The organism is Frankia nepalensis, from assembly GCF_016786325.1.
Classification (GTDB): Bacteria; Actinomycetota; Actinomycetes; order Frankiales; family Frankiaceae; genus Pseudofrankia; species Pseudofrankia nepalensis.
Window position 1 is genome coordinate 5468 of sequence record NZ_JADWYU010000220.1, and the last position, 23439, is coordinate 28906.

15 protein-coding genes are annotated in these 23439 nt (G+C 73.9%); 12 read left to right on the forward strand and 3 right to left on the reverse strand.

Going from position 1 to position 23439, the window contains the following annotated elements:
- The first annotated feature begins 127 nt into the window (after positions 1 to 127).
- The 3 genes from I6A81_RS34615 to dapB all read left to right on the forward strand — a co-directional run bounded on the left by I6A81_RS34615 (position 128) and on the right by dapB (position 4941).
- Positions 128 to 2314 (forward strand): polyribonucleotide nucleotidyltransferase, encoded by a 2187-nt coding sequence (locus tag I6A81_RS34615; protein ID WP_203002448.1) that lies wholly within the window; start codon positions 128 to 130, stop codon positions 2312 to 2314.
- A gap of 442 nt (positions 2315 to 2756) precedes the next feature.
- Positions 2757 to 4109 (forward strand): M16 family metallopeptidase, encoded by a 1353-nt coding sequence (locus I6A81_RS34620; RefSeq protein ID WP_203002447.1) that lies wholly within the window; start codon positions 2757 to 2759, stop codon positions 4107 to 4109.
- A gap of 91 nt (positions 4110 to 4200) precedes the next feature.
- Entirely contained in the window at positions 4201 to 4941 is a 741-nt protein-coding gene (gene dapB / locus I6A81_RS34625; protein ID WP_203002446.1) for a 4-hydroxy-tetrahydrodipicolinate reductase, read from the forward strand.
- Positions 4942 to 4983: 42 nt separating this feature from the next.
- On the opposite strand, the gene thyX is transcribed toward dapB, so the two are convergent.
- A complete protein-coding gene (thyX, locus tag I6A81_RS34630; RefSeq protein WP_407661425.1) occupies positions 4984 to 5736 on the reverse strand; it encodes an FAD-dependent thymidylate synthase in 753 nt (250 codons plus the stop codon).
- Between the two features lie 521 nt (positions 5737 to 6257).
- Positions 6258 to 7574, reverse strand: a complete 1317-nt coding sequence (gene hisS, locus I6A81_RS34635) for a histidine--tRNA ligase (protein WP_203002445.1) — start codon at positions 7572 to 7574, stop codon at positions 6258 to 6260.
- A 304-nt stretch (positions 7575 to 7878) separates the two neighbouring features.
- Between hisS and I6A81_RS34640 the strand changes: the two genes are divergently transcribed.
- The 6 genes from I6A81_RS34640 (at position 7879) to I6A81_RS34665 (ending at position 18219) form a co-directional block, all read left to right on the forward strand.
- Complete coding sequence (locus I6A81_RS34640; RefSeq protein WP_307875120.1) at positions 7879 to 9729, forward strand: Hsp70 family protein; 1851 nt, start codon at positions 7879 to 7881, stop codon at positions 9727 to 9729.
- A gap of 103 nt (positions 9730 to 9832) precedes the next feature.
- On the forward strand, positions 9833 to 12178 hold the full coding sequence (locus I6A81_RS34645) for a hypothetical protein (protein WP_203002444.1): 2346 nt from the start codon (positions 9833 to 9835) through the stop codon (positions 12176 to 12178).
- A 56-nt stretch (positions 12179 to 12234) separates the two neighbouring features.
- On the forward strand, positions 12235 to 12933 hold the full coding sequence (locus I6A81_RS34650; RefSeq protein ID WP_203002443.1) for an RNA polymerase sigma factor: 699 nt from the start codon (positions 12235 to 12237) through the stop codon (positions 12931 to 12933).
- Complete coding sequence (locus I6A81_RS34655) at positions 12926 to 14110, forward strand: CU044_5270 family protein (RefSeq protein ID WP_203002442.1); 1185 nt, start codon at positions 12926 to 12928, stop codon at positions 14108 to 14110. The genes I6A81_RS34650 and I6A81_RS34655 overlap by 8 nt, the downstream gene beginning before the upstream one ends.
- Positions 14111 to 14413: 303 nt before the next feature.
- Positions 14414 to 16897 carry a phosphoketolase family protein gene (locus I6A81_RS34660; protein WP_238428862.1) on the forward strand — a complete coding sequence of 828 codons (2484 nt, stop codon included), beginning with the start codon at positions 14414 to 14416 and terminating at the stop codon, positions 16895 to 16897.
- Between the two features lie 179 nt (positions 16898 to 17076).
- Complete coding sequence (locus tag I6A81_RS34665) at positions 17077 to 18219, forward strand: acetate/propionate family kinase (RefSeq protein WP_203002450.1); 1143 nt, start codon at positions 17077 to 17079, stop codon at positions 18217 to 18219.
- A gap of 59 nt (positions 18220 to 18278) precedes the next feature.
- On the opposite strand, the gene I6A81_RS34670 is transcribed toward I6A81_RS34665, so the two are convergent.
- Positions 18279 to 19883, reverse strand: a complete 1605-nt coding sequence (locus tag I6A81_RS34670; protein WP_203002441.1) for a hypothetical protein — start codon at positions 19881 to 19883, stop codon at positions 18279 to 18281.
- Between the two features lie 164 nt (positions 19884 to 20047).
- Between I6A81_RS34670 and I6A81_RS34675 the strand changes: the two genes are divergently transcribed.
- The 3 genes from I6A81_RS34675 to I6A81_RS34685 all read left to right on the forward strand — a co-directional run bounded on the left by I6A81_RS34675 (position 20048) and on the right by I6A81_RS34685 (position 23380).
- Positions 20048 to 20212: a hypothetical protein gene (locus tag I6A81_RS34675; RefSeq protein ID WP_203002440.1), complete on the forward strand. Its 165-nt coding sequence runs from the start codon at positions 20048 to 20050 to the stop codon at positions 20210 to 20212.
- Positions 20213 to 20753: 541 nt separating this feature from the next.
- Positions 20754 to 21698, forward strand: a complete 945-nt coding sequence (gene dapA / locus I6A81_RS34680) for a 4-hydroxy-tetrahydrodipicolinate synthase (RefSeq protein ID WP_407661426.1) — start codon at positions 20754 to 20756, stop codon at positions 21696 to 21698.
- Entirely contained in the window at positions 21695 to 23380 is a 1686-nt protein-coding gene (locus tag I6A81_RS34685) for a ribonuclease J (RefSeq protein ID WP_203002438.1), read from the forward strand. Before dapA ends, I6A81_RS34685 begins: the two co-directional genes overlap by 4 nt.
- The last annotated feature ends 59 nt before the right edge of the window (positions 23381 to 23439 follow it).

Below are 23439 nucleotides of genomic sequence, written 5' to 3' on the forward strand. Positions count from 1 at the left end.
GGTGTTTACCAGCCGGGCCCCCCGGCCCCCGCGGCCGCCGCGGGGGGGGGCCCCGGGGGGCCCACGACTGAGCACCGGCATCCCTTCGCCTCGAACCGGGCAGGCGAAGAGGATGGAGGAGCAACGCGTGGATGACTCGACGACGGCGACCGAGGCGGTCGTCACCACCCCCCTCGGTACCCGGACGATCCGGTTCGAGACCGGCCGGCTGGCCAAGCAGGCCGCCGGCGCCGTGGTCGCCTACCTCGGCGACACGATGGTGCTGTCCGCGACGACGGTCAGCAAGCAGCCCAAGGAGAACCTGGACTTCTTCCCGCTGACGGTCGACGTCGAGGAGCGGATGTACGCCGCCGGGCGGATCCCCGGCTCGTTCTTCCGCCGGGAGGGCCGGCCCAGCGAGGACGCGATCCTGACCTGCCGGCTCATCGACCGGCCGCTGCGCCCGTCGTTCGCCAAGGGCCTGCGCAACGAGATCCAGGTCGTGGAGACCGTGCTGGCGCTCGACCCGGACACGCTCTACGACGTGGTCGCGATCAACGCGGCCAGCGCGTCGACGACGCTCGCCGGCCTGCCGTTCACCGGCCCGATCGGCGCGACCCGGGTCGGCTACGTCGACGGCCAGTGGGTGGCCTTCCCGACGCACTCCGAGCTGGCCCGGGCGACCTTCGACATGGTCGTCGCCGGTCGGGTGCTGGAGGACGACTCCGACGTCGCGATCATGATGGTCGAGGCGGAGGCGACGCCGGGCACCGTGACGCTGCTCGAGGGCGGCGCGCCCGCGCCGACCGAGGAGGTCGTCGCGGCGGGCCTCGAGGCGGCCAAGCCCGCGATCCGTGAGCTGTGCCGGGCCCAGCGGGAGCTGGCCGCCGCCGCGGCCAAGCCGACCCGCGAGTACCCGGTCTTCCTGGACTACACCGACGACGTGCTCGACGTGCTCTCCGCCGCCGTCGGCGACGAGCTGGCCGCCGCGCTGCGGATCGCCGGCAAGCAGGAGCGCGAGGCCGAGCTCGACCGGGTCAAGGCGCTCGCGGTCGAGAAGGTCGGCCCGCAGTTCGACGGCCGGGACAAGGAGATCGCCGCCGCCTACCGCGCGCTGACCAAGAAGCTGGTCCGCCAGCGTGTCGTCGCGGACGGCCTGCGCATCGACGGCCGCAGCACCACCGAGATCCGCGCGCTGTCCGCCGAGGTGGACTACGTGCCGCGGGTGCACGGCTCGGCGCTGTTCGAGCGGGGCGAGACGCAGATCATGGGCGTGACGACGCTCGCGATGCTCCGGATGGAGCAGACCGTCGACACGCTCAACCCGGATCGCACCAAGCGCTACATGCACAACTACAACTTCCCGCCGTACTCGACGGGTGAGACCGGCCGGGTCGGCTCGCCGAAGCGCCGCGAGATCGGTCACGGCGCGCTCGCCGAGCGGGCGCTGCTGCCGGTGCTGCCGAGCCGCGAGGAGTTCCCCTACGCGATCCGCCAGGTCTCCGAGGCGCTGGGCTCGAACGGCTCGACGTCGATGGGCTCCGTCTGCGCGAGCACGCTGTCGCTGCTCAACGCGGGCGTGCCGCTCAAGGCCCCGGTCGCGGGCATCGCGATGGGCCTCATCCGCGAGGGTGACGCCTACGTCACGCTGACCGACATCCTCGGTGCCGAGGACGCCTACGGCGACATGGACTTCAAGGTCGCCGGCACCCGGGACTTCGTGACCGCGCTGCAGCTGGACACCAAGCTCGACGGCATCCCCGCCGGCGTTCTCGCCGCCGCGCTGCAGCAGGCGCGCGCCGCGCGGCTCGCGATCCTCGACGTCATGGCCGAGGCCATCGAGGGCCCGGACGAGATGTCCGAGCACGCCCCGCGGGTCATCTCCGTCAAGATCCCGGTCGACAAGATCGGCGAGGTCATCGGCCCGAAGGGCAAGATGATCAACCAGATCCAGGCGGACAGCGGCGCCGAGATCACGGTCGAGGACGACGGCACGATCTACATCGGCGCGGCCGACGGCCCGTCCGCCGAGACCGCCCGCTCGGCGATCAACGCGATCGCGAACCCGCAGATGCCCGAGGTCGGCGAGCGCTACCTCGGCACGATCGTGAAGATCACCAACTTTGGCGCGTTCGTGTCCCTGACCCCGGGCAAGGACGGCCTGCTGCACGTCAGCAAGCTCAAGCAGCTCTCTGGCGGCAAGCGGGTGGAGAAGGTCGAGGACGTGCTCTCCGTCGGCCAGAAGCTGCAGGTCGAGATCACCGAGATCGACAGCCGGGGCAAGATCAGCCTTTCCCCGGCGACCGAGGAGGCCGCGGCCACCGCGGACGCGTGACACGGGCGGGCCCACCGGGTCCGCGCGGGGGCCCCGGGCCTCCGCCCCGGGGGTGTGGCCCCCCGCGGCCGGGGGCGGGGGCCCCGGGGGGGCCCCCCGGGGCCGGGGGGGGGCCCCGGGCCCCCGGCGGGGGGTGGGTCCCCCGGGGCGGCCCCGGGGAGTTCCCGAGGGCGGCTTCCGGCGGGCCCGCCCGCGATGTCCGCTTCGGGGACCTGGTTCCCGAAGCACGCTCGAAGCCCTGATTTCGAGTCTCGCTCGACGAACATCCGCACGCCCCGTCCGGTGAGCTCAGGGCGGGGGAGCGGAGGGGGAATGTCTGCTCAATGCGGCCACTTTCACCTCCTGTCGGGCTTCGCTCGACGAGGATCTCGACGAGGATGCAGTACGCCGACGGGCGTGGGCGGCCCCGGCAACCCAGCGGAGTGACCGAGGTAGAGGCGTAGTGACGCAGATCCACCCGACCCAGGCCCCTTCGACGCGGGCCGAGGCGCTGCTCGCCGGGCGGCCGACCGAGGAACTGCTCGCCGGGACGGTGCGGCGCACCGTGCTGCCCGGCGGCCTGCGGGTGCTCACCGAGCAGGTGCCAGGCGTGCGCTCGGCGGCCATCGGCGTCTGGGTCGGCGTCGGCTCGCGCGACGAGGACCCGGCGACGGCTGGCTGCTCGCACTTCCTGGAGCACCTGCTGTTCAAGGGCACCCCGAGCCGGGACGCGCTGACGATCAGCGCGTCCGTCGAGGCGGTCGGCGGCGACCTGAACGCCTTCACCGCCAAGGAGTACACCTGCTACTACGCGCGGGTTCTCGACGAGGACCTGCCGATGGCCGTCGACGTCGTCTGCGACATGGTCGCGAACTCGCTGATCACGGCGGACGACGTCGAGGCGGAGCGTGGCGTGATCCTGGAGGAGATCGCCATGCACGAGGACGACCCCGGTGACGTCGTCCACGACGTGTTCGCCGAGGCCGTCCTGGGCGCGTCCGCGCTCGGGCGGCCCGTGCTCGGCACCACCGACTCGATCGAGTCGCTCAACAAGGACACGATCGCCGACTACTACCGGGGCCGCTACACGCCGCCCGCGCTCGTCGTCGCGGTCGCCGGCAACATCGACCACGACCGGACGCTCGCCATGGTCGCCGACGCGTTCGCCGACCGGCTCACCGGCCCGGCGGACGCGGACGGGCCGCGCTCCGGCGCCTACGGCTACCCGGGCAAGCCGGGCCTGCTGGTGTCGCGCCGGCCGACCGAGCAGGCGAACGTGGTGCTCGGGACCGCCGGGATGTCCCGGCGCGACCCGCGCCGCTTCGCCCTCGGGCTGCTGTCGACGGCGCTCGGCGGCGGGATGAGCTCGCGGCTGTTCCAGGAGGTGCGGGAGAAGCGCGGGCTCGCCTACTCGGTCTACTCGTTCGCGACCCACTTCGCCGACGCGGGCCTGTTCGGCCTGTACGCCGGATGCGCGCCCAAGCGGGCCCGCGAGGTGCTGGAGATCTGCCGGGACGAGGTCAGGCGGATCGCCGAGCACGGCATCACCCCCGGCGAGCTCGACCGCGCCCGCGGCCAGACCCGCGGCTCGCTCGTCCTCGGGCTGGAGGACACCGGCTCGCGGATGAGCCGGCTCGGCAAGGGTGAGCTGGTCCACGGCGAGCTGCTCTCCGTCGACCAGGTCCTCGAGCGGGTGGACGCGGTGACCCTCGACGACGTCCGGGCGATCGCGGGCGAACTCGTCGCCCAGCCGTGGGGCCTCGGCGTCATCGGCCCGTTCAAGAACGACAACGACTTCGCCACGCTGCTCTCCTGACCGGCGCCGGCGCGTGCCGCCCCGTCGCTAGGCTGGCTGAGCGCCGCGGGCCCGTGGGCGTGCTCGCGCAGGGGTGATGGGTGGCTCAGTGATGATCAATGTGGGTGTGCTCGGGGCGCGCGGCCGGATGGGCGCGACCGTCTGCGCGGCCGTCGAGGCCGCCGACGACCTGGCGCTGGTCGCCGCCGTCGACGCCGGTGACGACCTGGCGACGCTGACCAAGGCCGAGGTGGTCGTCGACTTCACCCACCCCGGCGCGGTGATGGACAACCTGCGCTGGTGCGTCGAGAACGGCCTGCACGCCGTCGTCGGCACCACCGGGTTCGACGACGCGCGGCTGGCGACGGTGCGCGGCTGGCTCGCGTCCGCGCCGGGCGTCGGCGTGCTCGTCGCGCCCAACTTCGGCATCGCCGCGGTGCTCATGATGCGCTTCGCGGCTCAGGCCGCCCGGTTCTTCGAGTCCGTCGAGATCGTCGAGCTGCACCACCCGAACAAGGCCGACGCGCCGAGCGGCACCGCGAGGCGCACCGCCGAGCTGGTCGCCGCCGCCCGCCGCGAGGCCGGACTCACCCCGGGTGGCCCGGACGCCACCACGACGGCGCTGGACGGCGCCCGCGGCGCCTCGGTCGACGGCGTCCCCGTCCACGCGATCCGCCTCGCCGGCCTGGTGGCCCACCAGGAGGTCCTGCTCGGCGGCTCGGGCGAGACCCTCACCATCCGCCACGACTCGCTCGACCGCGTCTCCTTCATGCCCGGCGTCCTGCTGGCCGTCCGCCAGATCGGGTCCCGCCCCGGGCTCACCGTCGGTCTGGACCCCCTGCTGGACCTCTGAGGCGTCTCCGGGCCGCCCTCGCGCCTCGACGCTGGGTGTTTCCTACCCCTCGCTGACGAGCGGGCTGGAGGCGACCTCGGTGCCGTCGTCGAGGGTGGAGAGCCGGAAGTCGGCGAACACGTTCGGGGCGACCTTCTGGAGCTCACGCAGGACCATGACCGCGAGCTGACGGATCTCGACGTCGGCCGACTCGCTGGCTCGCATCGCGATGAAGTGGCGCCAGGCGCGGTAGTTGCCGGTGACGACGATCCTGGTCTCGGTCGCGTTCGGCAGCACCGAGCGGGCGGCCTGGCGGGCCTGCTTGCGCCGTGACGTGGGCGCGGCGACCTCGGCGAAACGCTTCTCCAGGCCCTCCAGCAGCTTCGAGTAGGCCGTGAGGGAGGCGGCCGTCGCCTCCTCGAAGAGCGCGTGCAGCTCCGGGTCGGCGGCAATGACGTCCGGCTCGACCATCTCGGCGTCGCGCTCGGGCACGTAGCGCTGCGAGAGCTGGCTGTAGGAGAAGTGCCGGTGGCGGACCAGCTCATGGGTGAGGCTGCGGGACACGCCGGTGATGTAGACCGTGACGGTGCCGTGCTCCAGCACCGACAGGTGGCCGACGTCGAGGATGTGGCGCAGGTAGCCGGCGTTGGTGGCCGTGGCCGGGTTCGGCTTGTTCCAGCTCTGGTAGCAGGCCCGGCCGGCGAACTCGGCCAGCGCCTGCCCGCCGTCGGCGTCGGTCTCCCACGGCACGTCTGCCGGCGGCAGGAACTCCGTCCGCGCGATCACCTGAACTCGCACTGCCACCTCCACGATCATTCCGCCGCCCGACGAAGCGGCCGATCCACCGTAACCGCCCGGCCGGCCTCGCCGGCCAGGGAGCCACCGCTCCGACTACTGGCCCTGGTGACGCCGACCGCCTGGCCACCGCCTGACCACAGCCTGGCCGAGGCTCCATCGACATGTCCGTCGCCGATTTCCCGTCGAAGCACGACGACCGGCACAGATCCGGACTCCCCGGGCGAGTCCGCACGATCAGGCGGTGTCCGCACCCACCCGCCCGTCCGGTCACCCGGCCGGATGAGGACGGCGGCGCGGGCCCGAGACCGTGGTACACCGGAGAAGGCGACCGCTCCCAAGGCCTACCCGGCGGTCGTCACCGGCGCGGCGACCGGTACTCGCCTCCGGCGGAGCCGGAGGCCGCGTGCCCGCCGCGTCGAACGGCCGGGAGGCTCCGCCCCCGTCACCGCCCGGTCGAGCGGCCCACCGATCGCTGGTCCCCGCCAGCTTCCGGTGGGCCGTCAACCGACCGGGGCCGGGCGGCTCCGGGAGCCCACGTCTCAGGGAGTCCACGTCTCAGGGTCGGCGGGGGCCTGGTCTCCGGTGGCCATGTCCTTGACCTCGTGCGGGCGGCCGTCCTCGAACGGCGGGAACCAGATGGCGCCGATGCCCTTGCGGGAGGCGTAGCGGATCTGCTTCGCGAGCTTGTCGGCCTGGTGGTAGGTCTCGACCTTCAGGCCGCGGGCGCGCAGCGCCGCGGCGGTGGTGACCGCGGCGCGGCGGCGCTCGGCGCTCGGGATGACCACCAGGACGTCCGCCGGGCTCGCCGGGCCGGGGGTGATGAGCTCCTCGGCGACCAGCTTGGCGAAGATCCGGGTCAGGCCGATCGAGATGCCGACGCCCGGCAGGTTGCGCCGGATGAACGAGCCGGCCAGGTCGTCGTAGCGGCCACCGGAGCAGATGCTGCCGAAGCCGGGCCAGTCGACGAACTTCGCCTCGTAGACGGTGCCGGTGTAGTAATCCAGCCCACGGGCGATCGACAGGTCGGCGACGACGCTGCCCGGCGGCAGGTCGGCGAGCTCGTCGAGCACGAACGTGAGCTCGTCGAGTCCCTCGGCGAGCAGGTCGGACTTCACGCCCAGCCCGCCGACGGCCTTGACAACCGCGGCCGACCCGTCGGCCTTCACCGCGGCGAGGTCGAGCACGGCGCGCGCCTGCGCGGACGAGAGCCCGACCTGGTCGACGAGCAGTTTCGCGACGCCGTCCGCCCCGATCTTGTCGAGCTTGTCGGCCACCCGGATGACCGCCACCGGGTCCTCGATGCCGAGGCCCTCGTAGAAGCCCTGCAAGAGCTTGCGGTTGTTGACGTTCAGCGTCCAGGCGGGGATGCCGAGGTCGGTGAGCACCTCGTGCACGATGCGCGGCAGCTCGGCGTCGAAGTACAGCGGGACCTGGTCGACGTTGATGACGTCGATGTCGCACTGGGTGAACTCGCGGAACCGGCCCTCCTGCGGCCGTTCGCCCCGCCAGACCCGCTGGATCTGGTAGCGGCGGAACGGGAACGTCAGGTCGTTGAAGTGCGCCGCGACGTAGCGGGCGAACGGCACCGTCAGGTCGAAGTGCAGGCCGAGCCGGCCGCTGTCGTCCCCGGCCTCGGCCTGCAGCCGGCGCAGCGCATAGACCTCCTGCGAGGTCTCGCCCTTCGCGGCGAGAACGTCGAGCGACTCGACCGACGGGGTCTCCACCGAGCAGAAGCCGTAGCGCTCGAAGGTGGCGCGGATCCGGTCGAGCCAGTCCAGCTCGACGGCCCGTACCCCGGGAAGCCATTCGGGAAAGCCGCTGATCGCGACGGGCCGGACGATCGGGGCGTCACTCATCGCGAGAAACCTGACCTCTCACATGGACTTGGGTAGGGGACGCGGGTCGCCCGGCATTCGCGCTGGCTGTCGTCCCGGCCGCGGGCCGCGTGGCGCGGCCTGGAGGCTCTGGGTGTCATCTCCCAGACAGACATCGCGGCGCGGGGGAGGCCGACGGGCGCTCGTGCGCGGCACTGACCAGCCTGAGCGGCCAGCTCGGGCGGCTACCGATGTCGAGAGAGGTGCACGGCCGGCTACTCTACCCGGCGGCCTCCACGGGGAGTCCGAAGCCCGAAGTGGTCCCGAAGCGGATAGGTTTCTGCCTGTGCGCGCACGACGTGGTGGTTCATCCGGGCTGGCCGGCGACGGAACTGTCTTCGGCATCGACCTCGGGACCACCTTCAGCTGCCTGGCCCGCGTCTCCCCGGCCGGCGAGGCGGAGATCGTGCCGCTGCTGGACGGTTCGTTGACGCTTCCGAGTGTCGTGTTGTTCGTCGGCACCGACGACTACATCACCGGCGAGACCGCCCGCCAGCTCGCCCGCTCCCGGCCGGACGACGTCTGCTCGCTGGTCAAGCGGCGGATGGGCGACGGCGACTGGCGGTTCGCGCCCGGCGGGACCTCGCCGGGGACGGCCTGGTCCGCGCCGGCGGTCAGCGGCCTGATCCTGTCGGCGCTGGTCTCGGACGCCGAGCTCACCGGTGGCGAGCCGGTCCGCGACGTCGTCATCACCGTGCCGGCCTACTTCGGCGACGAGGAGCGCCGCGCGACGGTGCTCGCCGGCGAGTACGCCGGGCTCAACGTCATCGACGTCATCAACGAGCCGACGGCGGCGGCGCTGTCCTACGGCTTCGCGCGGTTCGAGGTGGGTAACCGGCGCACGCTGGCCGGCCCGAGCGCCGCCGACGAGGAGGTCGCCCTCGTCTACGACCTGGGCGGCGGCACGTTCGACGTGACGATCGTGGAGCTGGCCGACCGGCGGGTCTCGGTGGTGGCGATCGACGGCGACCACCAGCTCGGCGGGGCCGACTGGGACGAGAAGCTGGTGCTGCACCTGGCGGACGCGTTCGCCGCCGCGCACCCCGAGCTGCCCGACCTGCTCGACGACGGCGCGTCCGCGCAGGCGCTGGCCCTGGCGGCCGAGCAGGGCCGCCGCGAGCTGACCGACGCGGCCACGACGACGGTGCGCGTCGAGCACGCGGGCGCCGAGCTGGACGTCGAGGTGACCAGGGCCGAGCTGGAGCGGCTGACCAGTGGCCTGCTGGACCGCACGGTCATCCTCACCCACGCGGCCATCGACGCCGCCAGGGCCCGGGGGGTGCGCGGCGTCGACCGGGTGCTGCTCGTCGGCGGCGCGTCCCGGATGCCGGCGGTCGCCCAGCGGCTCGCGGAGGAGTTCAACGTCCCGGTCGAGCTCAACGACCCGGACCTGGCCGTGGCCCGGGGCGCCGCGCTCTACGGCGAGAAGAAGGCCCTCGAGCGCCTCGTCGTCAACGACCTGGTGACCCGCGGCCAGCTGGCCGACGGCGCCGGCGTCGACGCCGCCGACCCGGCCGACCTGGACGCGGCCTGCCGGCGGCTCGCCGAGGCGCTCGGCCTGCCGCCCGCCCGCGTGCGCCGCACCGTCGAGGTGCAGGTCGTCAACGTCATCTCTCGTGGCTTCGGCGTGCTCGCGCTCGACCGCTTCGGCGAGCACGGCGCGGTCTTCCTGGTGCATCGCAACGACCGGCTGCCCGTGATCGTCAAGCGCCCGTTCGGCACGGTCCGCGATGACCAGGACACGGTGACGGTCTACGTCGTCGAGCAGGCCGGCGGCACCGAGTCCCGCCGGATCGAGGACAACAAGATCATCGCCTCCGCCGAGATCACCGACATCCCGCCCGGCTACCCGGCCGGCACGGAGATCGAGATCACGTTCCGGATGGGCTTCGACGGGATCCTCGAGGTCACCGCCCGGCACGAGGGGCTCGCGGACCGGGCGCTGACGGTGCGGGTGGAGACGTCCGCCGCGCTCAGCCAGGCCGACGTCGCGCGCGAGCGCGAGCAGGTCGCGCGGGCCCGGCGGTCCAGGGACGCGAGCCGGTTCAGCAAGCCCGGCGACAGCGGCCCGGGAAAGGGCCCAGGGCCCGGGTTCCGGCGCGGCGGGCTAGGCGGCCCGCCGACCGGCTGGACCTGACCGACGGCCAGGAGGTGCGCGCCCGAGCCTTTCCCGCGCACCCGGCGGCCGACGAGAACGTTCCTGGCGGATGCGGGAAGGGCGACGGAGGGCGGAATCACCAATGCGGCCGTTCGACGCCAATGACTACCGAAGCCGGGTACTTGGGCCGATCCACGCCCGCGGCGGTGTGGAGTACAGCGACCCGTTCGAGGTGTACGACATCCCGCTCGACGAGGCGGCAACCCTCGCGGACACCGCTGTCGCGGCCCAGATCGACGCGGTCTGGGCGTTCTGGCAGCGCAGCCGCGACCATCCCCGCTACCGCGGCGTCATCCTCGGCCTGCTGACCCACCACGACGAGCTCTCCGAGGCGCTGCGTACGCGCGCCTCGCGGACCGAGCTCGCCGAGCGGGTGCGCCTCGCCCGGTCCGAGCGCGAAGGAGAGCGCTTCAAGACCCTGGACGCGGCCGCGGCCCGGCTCGTCGAACGGTTCGGCGGGCTGCCCGAGGACAAGATCGCCGGACTGCGGGCGATCGCCGCGGCGGCCGGCGTGAGCGACGCCGAGTTCGAGGCCCGGATCGCCCACCACAAGCGGCTCGGCGCGGGCGCGCCGGCCAGCACCGGGCGCCGCCAGGTGCCGGCGGAGGTGTTCCGCCAGGTCCGCGCCGACCTGGAGGAGCTGGGCCGGATCGTCGGCGAGGACGCGCCCCGCAGCCTGTTCGAGCTGCTCGGGATCTCGCCTGGCGCCGACCGGGAGACGATCCGCGCGGTCCGCGAGGAGACGGCGGCCCGCAACCGCGCCCGCCGGCCCGACCGGCGCCGCGCGCTGATCGACGACCTGCTCGCCGCCGTGACCACCCTGCTCGTCGACGGCGACCCGGAGGCCTACCTCGACGCGCTCGCCGCGGCGGCGGCCCAGGTGCTGCGCCCCCGGCTCAAGGCGGCGCTGCTCGTCGAGGACCGGCTCACCCCGGACGACGCCAGGACCCTGGTCAAACTGGCGCGCGACGAAGGGCTCGACCCGGCCAGGGCCACCGCCCTGGTCCGCTCCCTGGCCAGGGAGGAAGGCCTCGACGAGGCCGCCGTGGCCGCCGCGCTCGGTGGCGCCGCCGAGCCGCGGACCCAGCCTCGCCCGGCGGCCCCGGTCACTTCGACTCCGACACCGGCGCCGACGCCCCGGACGGAGCCTCGTCCGCTGCCGGCGCCGACGCCGCGGGTCGAGCCCCGCCCACCGGCCCGGCCCGGTCCGGGCACGACCGGCGCGCGGCCGGGCCATCCGGGCTGGCAGGAGGTGCTCGCCCAGGCCAGGGCCGCGCTGGAGGCCGGGACGCCGATCGCCGCCAGCGACGGGCGCGCGTTGGCGCAGGAGCTCGCGGGCGGCGCGCTGCCCCCGATCCGCCAGCTCGGCGAGGAGATCGAGGCCGCCGTCCGACGGTCCATCGAGTGGTGGGCCCAGCTCGTCAGGGCCGTCGCCGACGGCCGCCTCGAGCAGGCCAGCCGGCTGGCCGAGAGCCTCGCCAGGACTGGCCGCGACGTGCCCGGCCCGGAGGGCGCCGAGCTCGCCGAGGTGACCGCGCGGATCGAGGAGCGGCTGCGCCAGGCCGCCGAACTGGTCGCGTCCGCGCCCGCCGGGGGGCCGTCCGAGCGCGCCGCCGTGGCGCTCGCGGCGCTCGAGCTGGTGACCGACTCGGTCGCGGCGCGCGCCCTGCTCGCCGAGAGCCTCGCTCCGCCCTCGGCGCTGGCGGTCACGCGTGGCTCGGGCGCCGTCGAGGTGCGCTGGGCTCCGTCCCCCACCCCCGGGGTCCGTTACCGGGTCACGAGGATCGGAGCCGACGGCTCGGCCCGCACCGTCGGCTCGACCGAGGCGACCTACATCGAGGACGGCGGAGTGCGGGCCGGCGCCGACCTGCCCGGCTACGAGGTCCGCGCCGGCGTCGGCGACATCTGGTCGCGGCCCGCCGTGTGGCCCCAGGTGGTCGAGCCCGAGCCCGAGCCGCCGGCCGTCCCGGTGGCCGAGCCCGCGGCGGACCCCGCCGAACGGCCGGCGGCGGGCGCGCTGGCCGAGCCGCCCGTCAGCCCCGCCACGGCGACGGACCCGGACGCCGGCGCGGACGACGACGAGCGCACCCGGCTGCTCACCCGCACCCCCGCCGACGCCCTCGAGCCGGCCCGTGACCTGGCCGTCGTCGCCGGCAGGCTTCGCTGGGTCTGGCCCGACGGCTGCACCGAGGTCTTCGTCGTCTGGCGGCCCGACGCGCCGCCGATCGCGGCGAACGACCCGGCCGCGCAGTCCCGCAAGGTCACCAACACTCGCTACGAGCTCGACGACGGCTTCGCCCTGCCCGCCGCGCGCCCGTTGCACGTCGCCGTCTTCGGCTGCCTGCGCGATCCGGCCGGCCGCCTCGTCGTCGCCTCCCTCGCCGCCGCGCCGGCCCGCCGCTACCTGCCCGCCCGCGACCGCCTGTAGCGGGCCGTCGCGCGCGGGCGCGTGAACCCCGGTGGCCACATCGGGCAAATAAGGGTGTGAGCACAGAGACCGGTGTCCCCGCGGATGCCGAGGGCTCGGCGGGCTCGGCGCCCGCGCGCCCCGCCGGCCCGGCTGGCGTCGCGGAACCGGACCGGCCACCGGCCCGGTCCGGGCCGACCGACGCGCAGGTCGTAGCCCGCTCGGTCGGCGCGCCCGCGGACTTCGCGGCGCTGTTCGACCGGCACGCGCCGGCGATCCATCGCTACCTGGCCCGCCGGGCCGGCCCCCAGGTCGCCGACGACCTGGTGGCCTCGACCTTCCTGGTCGCCTTCGAGCGGCGGGCCAGTTACGACGGCGCCAGGGCCGACGCGCGCCCCTGGCTGTACGGCATCGCCTCCAACCTCCTCGGCCGGTTCCACCGGGACGAGGAGCGCAGGTTGCGGGCCTACGCCCGCGCCGGCGTCGACGGGCTGGCCGAGGACGGGATCGAGCGCGCCCTGGAACGGGCGGACGCTCAGGCGTCGAAGCGAGCCGTCGCGGCGGCGGTGGCCGAGCTGTCCCCCGAGGACCGGGACGTGCTGCTGCTGTTCGCCTGGGCCGCCCTCTCCTACGCCGAGATCGCCGAGGCGGTCGGCATCCCGCTCGGGACCGTGCGCTCACGACTGAACCGCGCGCGCCGCCGCCTGCGCGCCGCCCTCGGCGCCGACGGCCCCGCCACGGCCCCGCGCCTGATCAAGGAGAGCCACCATGGATGACAGCCTGCCGGGGACCCCGGCGGACGAGTCGGCCGCCCGCGCCGAGCTCGCGCCGCTGGCGTCGCTGTGGACGGACGTGGCGGAGCCAGCCCCCGCCCAGCTCGCCCAGGCCCGCCGACGCCTCCTGGACCGCGTGGCGGCCGTGGACGAGTCCCCGGAGCCGGGCGCCACGGTCACCGGCGCCACGGCGCGGCGGCGCGGCCGGCGGCGCCGGTTCGTCACGGCGCGCCGGGCGGTGGCGGTCGCGGTCGCCGCGGTGGTCGCGGCCGCCGGCCTCTTCGCGGTCGACACCCTGCGCGTGGGCGGCTCGGCCGGGGCCACGGCGGAGGCGGCGACGCTGCTGGAGCAGGCGGCCGTCAACTCGGCGGGGACGGCCGACCCGCCGGTCGGCCCCGCCCAGTACCGGAAGATCACGGTAAGGGCGGTGTGGTCGTCCACCGTGAACGACGAGCACGGCGACGAGGTCACCTGGCTGGACGAGGAGATCATCGAGACCTGGATCCCCGCCGACCCGGCGAGGCCATGGGTCCTGCGCAGGAGCGGCCGTCAGCCGGTGCACTGGTTCGACCCGGCCGACGAGGCCGCCGTCCGGGGAATGGGATTCATGACGCCACCCCAGCCGACGCTGATCCGCGCGGCCGGCGGCGCGTTCTACGGCCCGGCTGCCCCCGGCTGGCAGAACCCGACGCCCGACTTCGTCGCCAGCCTGCCACGCGACCCGGGTCAGCTCCTCGACCGGATCTACCGCGACTCGAAGGGCCAGGGAAGGTCGAGGCACGGCGAGGCGCTGGTGTTCATCGCCGACCTGCTGCGGGGCGGGTTCGTGCCGGTGGACCTGCGGGCCGCCCTGTTCCGCGCGGCGACAGGCATTCCCGGGGTGGAGGTGACCGACCATGCCGCGAACCTGGCCGGCCGGGCCGGCGTCGCGATCGGCCGGGACGAGGGCGGCGACACCCGTCAGGAGATCATCTTCGATCCGGCGACCGGCGAGTACATCGGCGAGCGGGAGGTCGTCCTGCGCGACGGCTGGATGTCCGGCGTGCCGGCGGGTACCGCGATCTCCTACACGGCCGTGACCACCGAGGTGGTTGACTCCACCCCGGACGGCCCGGAGATCCGTGACCCGGTACCGACCAAGGCTCCCGAGAGCGGGCAGCCGGCGAGCCCGACGGGCTGAGCCGGCCGCGTCGACCCGCCCGACGGCCGCGTGCCGTGGAGCCGACGCCAGCGGGAGCCCGAGGCGAGGGCCGAAAGCGTTACGAGCGGGCGTCGCGTCAGGTCTGGCGGGCCACATTTCTCAGGAAGGAGGTCATGAGTGCCAGGGCCGCGGGGCAGGACATCGGGGCGGCGGGAGGATGGTCGAATGGACCTACGCGACCCGTGACCCGCCGAACCAGCAGTGCTGCGGGGCCCTGGGCGCGCTCAGGCCAGATGTCCCCCTCAGCCTGACCAGCCGGCCTCCACAGGAAAGGGCCAGTCGATGACCGGTGCCGCGGACGCCCCCGCCACGCAGCTCGCCGAGTTCACCGCCGACCTCCCCGCCGGGCCGTCGCCCGCGGCCGCGAACGCCGGCGGGCCGATCTCCGACGAGGAGGTGGCGCTGCTCGACGCCTACTGGCGGGCGGCGAACTACCTGTCCGTCGGGCAGATCTACCTGCTGGACAACCCGCTGCTGCGCGAGCCGCTCGAACCGGCGCACGTCAAGCCACGCCTGCTCGGCCACTGGGGGACCACCCCAGGGCTCAACCTGGTCTACGCGCACCTCAACAGGGTGATCAGGGCACGTGACCTGGACATGATGTACATCATCGGCCCGGGGCACGGCGGTCCTGGCATCGTCGCGAACGCGTATCTCGAGGGCACCTACTCCGAGGTCTATCCGACGATCGGCCAGGACGAGGCCGGGATGCGCCGGCTGTTCCGACAGTTCTCGTTTCCCGGTGGGATCCCGAGCCACGTGGCCCCGGAGACACCCGGCTCGATCCACGAGGGCGGTGAGCTGGGCTACGCGCTGGCGCACGCCTACGGCGCCGCGTTCGACAACCCCGACCTGGTCGTCGCCTGCGTCGTCGGCGACGGCGAGGCCGAGACCGGTCCGCTGGCGGCCAGCTGGCATTCGAACAAGTTCCTCGACCCCACGCACGACGGCGCCGTGCTGCCGATCCTGCACCTCAACGGCTACAAGATCGCCCAGGCCACCGTGCTCGCCCGCATCCCCGAGGCCGAGCTGGACGCGCTGATGCGTGGCTATGGCTACGCCCCGCTGCATGTCACCGCCGAGGTGGGCGAGGACCCGGCCGACACCCACCGCCGGCTCGCCGCCGTGCTGGACGAGGCGCTCGACGAGATCGCCCGGATCCAGCGCGAGGCCAGGGCCGCCACGGCCGCGGGCACAGAGGTTCCCCGGCAGGCCTGGCCGATGATCGTGCTGCGGACCCCCAAGGGCTGGACGGGGCCGCGCGAGGTCGACGGCAAGCCGGTCGAGGGCACCTGGCGCTCGCACCAGGTACCGATCACCGATGCGCGGGCGCACCCGGACCGGGTCGCCGAGCTCGCGGACTGGATGCGTAGCTACCGTCCCGAGGAGCTTTTCGACGCCACCGGGCGGCTGCGCCCGGAACTGGCCGCGCTCCCCCCGGCGGGGCAGCGGCGGATGAGCGCGAACCCGCACGCCAACGGCGGCGAGCTGCTGCGCGCGCTCACGCTGCCCGACTTCCGCGGCTACGCCGTCGAGGTGGCCGCTCCCGGCCGTTCGTCCACGTCGGCGACGACGGTGCTCGGCGCGCTGCTGCGTGACGTCATCCGAGCCAACCCGACGACCTTCCGGCTGATGGGCCCGGACGAGACCGCCTCGAACCGGCTCGGCGCGGCCTTCGAGGTCACCGACCGGGTCTGGGAGGGGGAGATCCTGCCGACGGACGAGCACCTCGCCCGCGCGGGACGTGTCATGGAGGTGCTCTCCGAGCACCTGTGCCAGGGCTGGCTGGAGGGCTACCTGCTCACCGGCCGGCACGGCCTCTTCTCCTGCTACGAGGCGTTCATCCACATCGTCGACTCGATGGTCAACCAGCACGCCAAGTGGCTGAAGACCACCCGCGAGATCCCCTGGCGCCGCCCGATCGCGTCGCTGAACTACCTGCTCACCAGTCACGTCTGGCGCCAGGACCACAACGGCTTCTCCCATCAGGACCCCGGCTTCATCGACCACGTCGTCAACAAGAAGGCCGAGGTCGTCCGCGTCTACCTGCCGCCGGACACGAACACGCTGCTCTCGGTCGCCGACCACTGCCTGCGCAGCCGGGACTACATCAACGTGATCGTGGCTGGCAAGCAGCCGGCGCTGAACTACCTGACCATGGAGGAGGCGATCGCCCACTGCACCCGGGGCCTGGGGATCTGGGACTTCGCCAGCAACGACCAGGACGGCGCGGACGCCGGCGGGGACGGGCTGCCGGACGTGGTCATGGCCTGCGCGGGCGACGTTCCGACGCTGGAGACGCTCGCCGCCGTCGACCTGCTGCGCCGCCACCTCCCGAAGCTGCGGGTCCGGGTGGTCAACGTCGTCGACCTGATGGCGCTGCAGAGCGAGTCGGAACACCCGCACGGCATCTCCGACGCCCGGTTCGACGCGCTGTTCACCCCTGACCGGCCGGTCATCTTCGCGTACCACGGCTATCCGTGGCTCATTCACCGGCTGACCTATCGGCGGACGAACCACCACAACATGCACGTCCGTGGCTACGTCGAGGAAGGCACCACGACCACGCCGTTCGACATGGTGATGATGAACCGGCTGGATCGGTTCCATCTGGTCGCGGACGTGATCGACCGGGTTCCGGCCCTCGGTGCCCGGGCCGCGCACGTCCGGCAGGCGATGGTCGACGAGCGGCTGCGGGCGCGTGCCTACACCCGCGAGCACGGCGAGGACCCGCCCGAGATCCGCGACTGGGTCTGGCCGTACTGAGCCGCTGCCGGACGTCCTTGCATACCTCCTGGTCGCGGGTCGGGCGTGAACCACGACCACGGGGGATGAGTCGTACGGCAATCCCGGCAACTCGCTGGAGCTGATGACGCGTGATCAGGAGATCTCCACCCGCCGACGGGCACGCCGCGGCGCGACCGGCCGCGCCAGCCGGCCCTGCGGTGGCGACCGGCCCGGACGTGCTGGTGGTGAACGCGGGCTCGGCGACGCTGAAGCTGGCGCTGGTCGCGCCTGACGACGAGCTGCGCGGCGCGCGCGAGCTGGCCGCGCCGGGCGGCCGGGCCGACCTCGCCGAGGTCCGCGCCGCGGTCGACGAACTGCTCGCCGAGGCTGGTCTCGACCGGCGCGCGGACGGCGGCGCCCGGGTGGCCGTGGGCCACCGGGTGGTGCACGGCGGCAGGGACTTCGCGGCGCCCGTCCGGATCGACGCGGCGGTGGCCGCGCGCCTGGCCGAGCTCACGGCGCTCGCGCCGCTGCACCAGCCGGCGGCGCTCGCGGCGCTCGACGAGGTCCGCGAGGTGCTTCCCGGTGCCGTCCAGGTCGCCTGCTTCGACACCGCCTTCCATGCCACCCTGCCGCCAGCCGCCGCCACGTACGCGGTTCCGGCGTCCTGGCGGGAGCGGTACGGAGTCCGGCGCTACGGCTTCCACGGCCTGTCCCATGCCTACGCCTCCCGCCGGGCCGCGGAGCTGACCGGCGCCCGCCGGGTCGTCACCTGCCACCTCGGTTCGGGCGCGTCGCTCGCGGCCGTCCTGGACGGGGCGAGCGTCGACACCACGATGGGCTTCACCCCGCTCGAAGGGCTGGTGATGTCGACCCGGTCCGGCGACGTCGACCCGGGGCTGCTGCTGTGGCTGCAGACCTCGGCCGGCCTCGGCGCCGGCGAGCTCCAGGACGCGCTGTTCCACGCGTCCGGGCTGCTCGCGCTCGCGGGCACCGCCGACATGCGCGCCGTCGTCGACCGTGCCGCCGGGCGCGACGAGGCCGCCGTCCTCGCGCTGGACGTCTACCTGCGTCGCCTACGCGCCGGCATCGCCGCGATGACGGCTTCCCTCGGCGGTCTGGATGCCCTGGTCTTCACCGGCGGCGTCGGCGAGCGTTCCCCCCAGATCCGGGCCGCCGCGGCGGACGGCCTGGCCTTCCTCGGCGTCGGGATAGACCCCGCCCGCAATGCCGGTCACGCCGCCTCGGCCGGAGACACGGACCTCACGGGCGAGGGCGCTTCCACCCGCGTCCTCGTGGTCGCCGCTCGCGAGGACCTGGAGATAGCCCGCGGCGTCCGTTCCGTGCTGGCCGCCGGGTGACACCGGGCCCGCCCAGGGTGCCGAGCCCCGCGCGCGGCGACCGGTTGATCTCGACCAGCTCACCGGGGCCGGTCGTGGTCGGGCGCGTTCCTCGCGGAGGCGGGCGACGGCGCCGGCGCGGAGTCGCCCGACTGGTGCCAGCCGAGGGCGCGCAGGCCGGACAGGACGGCGAGCGCGACCAGGAGGGCCAGCATGGCGACCTTGGCCGGGCCGAGGACCCAGGCGGCGAGACTGCTGCGCTCCCGGGTGAGCAGGATCGTCGCGGCGAACGACGACGGAACGGCGATGACCGCCACGGCGTCGGGGCCGAGCTCGAACGGCAGCGCCGCCAGGGCCACGGCCAGCGCCATCAGCACGAGGATGGCGACGGTCACCCGGGAGACGTCGGGTGAGATCGACAGGCCGACGGCGAGCTGGGCCCGGCTCGGACGGCGCACGTCTGTCGTGTAGTACGCGTAGACCTCCCGGTTGTGCTGCACGTCCTCGACGTAGGTCCGCTCGACCGGGCGGCCGAGCAGGTCGAGGACGACCGGGTGGCTGATCTCGATGCTCGAGTCGTCGGTGCCGATGCTGACGTGATAGCTGCCGAAGCTGCCAGGGTCGAGGTCGAGCAGCGCGACCGGCGCCAGCGCGACCGCGCCGGCCACGCGCCGCCACCGCCAGCCGCGGCTCGCGAGCACCGGCGCGGGGGGACGGCGGCTCAGGGCCGCCCGGCGTTCCTCGGTCATCTTGATGAGGCTGGGCCGGTACGGGTCCAGGGTGACCGCGGCCAGGGCCTCCCAGCGCCGGCCGTACTCGGCGACCGTCGAGAGCACCGGCACGGCGGCGGGCCCGGCCGTGGCGAGGTCGCCGACCCAGTCGACGAACGCGGCCAGGTAGCCCTCGATGTCGTCGAGGCCCAGCGGGGTGGGCACGTCCGGGTCGCGCCACAGCTCGCCGACGGCGATCAGCAGCGTGTCCGCGCTGGACAGCGGGTCGAACGGCTCGTCGAGGGCCGCGACCAGCTCGCGCTGCGCGGGCGCGGCGAGCGCCGCCCAGCGACGCAGCCTCGGCTCGGGCACCGCCAGGTCCGCCGACTGCTCCAGGTAGGTGCGCAGCTCGCCGACGGCCAGCGGACGGCGCCGGCTCGGCGAGACGAGCCCGAGGTGGTTGCCGGAAAGCTTCCCTGGCCGGAACCGGGAGATGGCGTCCACGACCCGGCGCACGGTCGGCGCCGCCGGCAGGCCGATCTCCTCGGCGAGCCGCGTGACGACGTTGCCCTGCAGGGCCACCGAGGTGGGGTAGGGCACCAGGTGGGCGGCGTCACCGCCAGGGCCGGCGAGGTCGAAGGCGACCAGCGCCCGCTTCGGCAGCGTGGACAGCGGAAGCAGGACGGACACCTCGGCCGGCAGATGGCCGCGGGTGTCGACCCGGCCGGTCGGCGGGACGACGGCGGCGAGCAGGCCGTCCAGCGGCCCCCAGTTGACCGACCGGGCCAGCCGCGCGCGGTTCGCCGACAGCAGGGTGAACTGGTCGACGACCCGCCGGCGCAGGCCGCGGAACTCCTCCGGCGGCGCGAGCAGCGTCGTGGTCACCTCGTCGACGTCGGTCAGGTCGAGGACCGGCGCCTCCGACGCGTCGTCCCGCCGCCGCCACCTGCGCGCGGGGTCATCCGCGGCTGTCATCGTGCCTATCCGCCCGCTCGAGTAGCCAGAAGGTGGTCACTGCCCGTGGTCACCGGTGCAGACTAGGGCATATCGACCGACGGATGCGCTCGTGCCGCTGACGGGTGCGTCGCGGCGCGCTAGCCTGACCGGAGGAAGTCTCGCCGCCGGACGGACGGATCATCATGCCGAAGAACTTCGGTCTCGGTGTCTCGGTGCGCACGCACCCGCGTGGCGCCGGCCGCTCCCTCGTCCGGCTCGCCCGCCGGGACCTCTGGCAGCGACTCGACCGGAGCATGACCTTCCGGGGCCGTGCCGTCGACCCCACGTCGCCCAAAGCGGAGGGCTGAGCGGGCTGGGTGAACGTGGTCGCCGCCCTTCGGGCGGCTTCCCGGAGGCCCACTCAGCCATGTCTGCCCCGGGGGGCGACCCCCGGACCCCCGGTGTCGGGCTTCGCCCGACCGGGTGGTTGCCCGACCGGGTGGTTGATGTTCGCGGTGGCGTGAGGGTCTCAGCGGTCGCGTGAGGGCGTTCGCGGGGACGTTGGGTCTTCGCGGGGACGTGGAATGTTCGCGGTGGCGTGGGGCCTTCGTGGTCGCTGAGGGCCTTCGCGGTGGCGCGGGGATGCCCGTGGTGACGCGGGGATTTTCGCGGGGGCGGATCTAGGGATGGCGGCGCCTTGGGCGCGGTGTGGCCGGGGTGGTGGGATCTCGCGCCGTATCGTCGGTGTGGCTGGGCTCTCGTCCGGTGGTGAACGTCGGCGGGTCGGCGCGCGGTCGGGTCCGGCGGGAGAATGGGAGCCCGGGTCCGTGGACCCGAGGCCGGGCGGGCCGAGGCCGCCGGGAGTTCGAGCCGATCGTGATGTCGGAGGTGCCAGCTAACGTGGCCGGTATGTCAGTGTTGCCCGTGGCGCCGTTCGGGCGCCTGATCACCGCCATGGTGACGCCGTTCCTCCCGGACGGCGGCCTCGACCTCGACGGCGCGGCCGCCCTGGCGAGCCACCTGGTGGACGCGGGCAACGACGGCCTGGTGATCAGTGGGACCACCGGTGAGTCGCCGACCACCTCCGACGCGGAGAAGGACCTGCTGCTGCGCGCCGTGCTCGAGGCGGTCGGCGACCGCGCGGCCGTCCTCGCGGGCGTGGGCACCAACGACACGCGCCACACCATCGAGCTCGCCAGGTCGGCCGAGCGGGCAGGCGCGCACGGCCTGCTGGTGGTGACGCCGTACTACAGCAAGCCGCCGCAGGCCGGCCTCGCCGCGCACTTCCGCGCGGTCGCCGACGCCACCGGACTGCCGGTGATGATCTACGACATTCCGGGGCGGACCGGGGTGCCGGTGCTCACCGAAACCATGGTGGCGCTCGCCGAGCACCCGCGCATCGTCGCGGTGAAGGACGCCAAGGCCGACCTGGAGGAGTCCTCCTGGGTCATGGCCAGGACCGATCTTGCCTACTACTCCGGCGACGACGTGCTGACCCTTCCGTTCCTCGCGGTCGGTGCCGTCGGTCTCGTCAGCGTGGCCGCGCACGTCGCGGCGCCGGCGCTGGCCGCCATGATCGCGGCGTTCGACGCCGGCGACCCGGTGGCGGCCCGGCGGCTGCACCAGGACCTGCTGCCCATTTTCAAGGGCATTTTCCGAACTCAGGGAGTGATTACCACGAAGGCCGCTTTGACCCTGCGAGGGCTGCCCGCCGGCCCGGTCCGCCCGCCGCTGGCGGACGCGACCGAGGCGGAGATCGCGCAGCTGCGCCTCGACCTGGCCGCCGCGGTTCTGGAACCGCCGGGAAGCGAGGCGCGGGCCACCGCGCCGGTCGCGGCTGGCGTGGCTTCATGAGCCATCCGCACCCGGGGCTCGGTGCCCCGCCGCCGCTGCCTCCCGAGGGCCTGCGGATCATCCCGCTCGGTGGACTCGGCGAGATCGGTCGGAACATGACCGTCTTCGAGTTCGACGGCCGGCTGCTCATCGTCGACTGCGGCGTGCTGTTCCCGGAGTCGGACCAGCCCGGCATCGACCTGATCCTGCCGGACTTCAGCGCGATCCGGGACCGGCTGAACGACGTCGAGGCGATCATCCTCACCCACGCGCACGAGGACCACATCGGCGCGGTTCCTTACCTGTTGCGCGAACGGGCGGACATCCCGCTGATCGGCTCCCGGCTGACGCTGGCGCTGATGGTCGCCAAGCTCCAGGAGCACCGGATCAAGCCGGTGACGCTGCAGATCGCCGAGGAGCAGCACCACACCTTCGGCCCGTTCGACTGCGAGTTCCTCGCCGTCAACCACTCGATCCCCGACGCGGTCGCGGTCGCGATCCGCACGGCGGCCGGGCTGGTGCTGCACACCGGCGACTTCAAGATGGACCAGCTGCCGCTCGACGGCCGGCTCACCGACCTCGGCGGGTTCGCCCGGCTCGGCCTCGAGGGCATCGACCTGCTGATGTCGGACTCGACGAACGCCGAGGTCCCCGGCTTCGTCACCCCCGAGCGGGAGATCGCCCCGGTGCTCGACGGGGTGTTCCGCGACGCAGGCAAGCGGATCATCGTCGCCTGCTTCGCCAGCCACGTGCACCGGGTGCAGCAGGTCCTGGACGCGGCCGAGGCGCACGGCCGTTCCGTCGCCTTCATCGGCCGCTCGATGGTCCGCAACATGGGTGTCGCCCGTGATCTCGGCCTGCTGCGGGTGCCGCCGGGCCTGATCGTCGACGCCCGCGACGTCGAGTCGCTGCCCGACCGCAACATCTGCCTGGTCTCGACCGGCTCGCAGGGCGAGCCGCTCTCGGCGCTGTCGCGGATGGCCAACCGGGACCACGCGATCCGGATCGAGGCCGGCGACACGGTCGTGCTCGCCTCCAGCCTGATCCCCGGCAACGAGGAGTCGGTCTACCGGGTCATCAACGGGCTGACCCGGTGGGGCGCCAAGGTGGTCCACAAGGGCGTCGCCAAGGTGCACACCTCCGGGCACGCGCCCGCCGGCGAGCTGCTCTACGTCCTGAACGCGACGCGGCCGTCGAACATGATGCCGATCCACGGCGAGTGGCGGCACCTGCGGGCACACGCGGCGCTCGCCGAGCTGACCGGCGTGCCCGCCGACCGGATCGTGCTCGCCGAGGACGGCATGGTCGTCGACCTCGTCGAGGGCCAGGCGAACATCACCGGGTCCGTGCCCTGCGGCTACGTCTACGTCGACGGGATGGCGGTCGGCGACGTCGGCGAGTCGAGCCTGAAGGACCGGCGCATCCTCGGCGAGGAGGGCTTCATCACGATCACCGCCGTGGTGGACGCCGCCGCCGGCAAGGTCGTCGCCGGGCCCGACCTGGTCGCCCGTGGGTTCTCCGACGACAGGGGCGCCTTCGACAAGGTCCGCAAGATGGTGGCCGACGGGCTCGCCGATGGCATGCGCAACGGCATGACCGACGTCAACGCCCTCCAGCAGCTCGTCCGCCGGATCGTGGGTCGTTGGGTCAGCGACACCTACCGCCGCCGCCCCATGATCGTCCCCGTCGTCGTCGAGGTATGACGCCCCGATGGGTCCGCGGCGCGCCCGGAAGGTCGGGGTTGCCGGGAGTGGTGCGGCGG